Source organism: Psychrobacter nivimaris, from assembly GCF_904846365.1.
Taxonomy (GTDB): Bacteria; Pseudomonadota; Gammaproteobacteria; order Pseudomonadales; family Moraxellaceae; genus Psychrobacter; species Psychrobacter nivimaris_B.
Genome location: NZ_CAJHAL010000072.1, coordinates 1 through 1,088 on the forward strand (window position 1 = coordinate 1; position 1,088 = coordinate 1,088).

The window sequence follows — 1,088 nt, forward strand, 5'->3', positions numbered from 1 at the left end:
AGATATTCTAAATGAGGAAGGATAAAGCGAAGCACTGCTTCGCCCGGACGCAAGATGAGAGCTATGCTCGAATGAGGCCACGGCGTACTTCGCCAATGAGGAACGTTAAGAAACAGTCTGGGAGACTGTTTTAGTGACGCAAGACGTAGGGCTATGCCCGCAGTGACAGTTGATGAGGTACGTCTTTATCAAGGATAACCAGAAAATATTTAGCATCACTTGTATGTGTCACGTATTAGATGTCAAGCCATCAAGCTATTATAACTGGATAAATCGTGGTGTTAGTAATCAGCAGATCCACCGCAACCAGTGTGAGCTGCTGGTTCGCGTGGCTCATGATGAAACTAAGCAGCGCTATGGCTATGAGCGATTGTATGCTTACCTTACAGGGCAAGGCCATCATATCAGTCAATACATGGTAAGACGCATTAAAGAAGAATACGGCATTGTTTGCCGTCGTCACAAGCGTTTTAAAGTTACCACCAACTCAAACTATAACAAGTTTATTTATCCAAACCTGCTCGATCAAAAATCTGATACCAGTCGTCCTAACGAAGCTTGGGTTAGTGACATCACTTAGATATGGACAGATGAGGGTTGGCTATACTTAGCAGGTGTTAAAGACCTCTACACTAAAGAGCTGGTCGGCTATGCTATCCACAAGCGTATGACAGCAGATTTAGTTTGCCGTGCACTCAATATGGCCATCAAGAACAAACGACCCAACCAACGGCTGATTGTACATTCTGATAGAGGCAGTCAGTACTGTAGTTATGACTATCATAAGATCATTAAGAAGCATAAATTTAAGGGCTCGATGTCCAGGCGTGGCAATTGCTTTGATAATGCTCCGATAGAGAGTTTCTGGGGCATATTGAAAAATGAGTTGGTGTATCATCAGGATTATAAAATGAGATTCGAAGCTATCAATGACATCATTAAATATATTGAGCTTGAGTACAACCAGACTAGAATCCAAAAGGGTTTGGGCTATAAAACGCCAAGACAGGTGTGGTTTGATTTTTATCGTCAAGCTGCGTAACTAAAATCTCCCAAGTCAATGTCTACAGATTTGACAGCATAGGTCA

At 42.5% G+C, this 1,088-nt stretch carries 1 pseudogene; it reads left to right on the forward strand.

Annotated elements, in window-relative coordinates:
- Positions 1-166: 166 nt before the first annotated feature.
- Positions 167-1,042: pseudogene (locus JMX63_RS14365) on the forward strand (IS3 family transposase); the annotation flags it as partial.
- Positions 1,043-1,088: the final 46 nt, after the last annotated feature.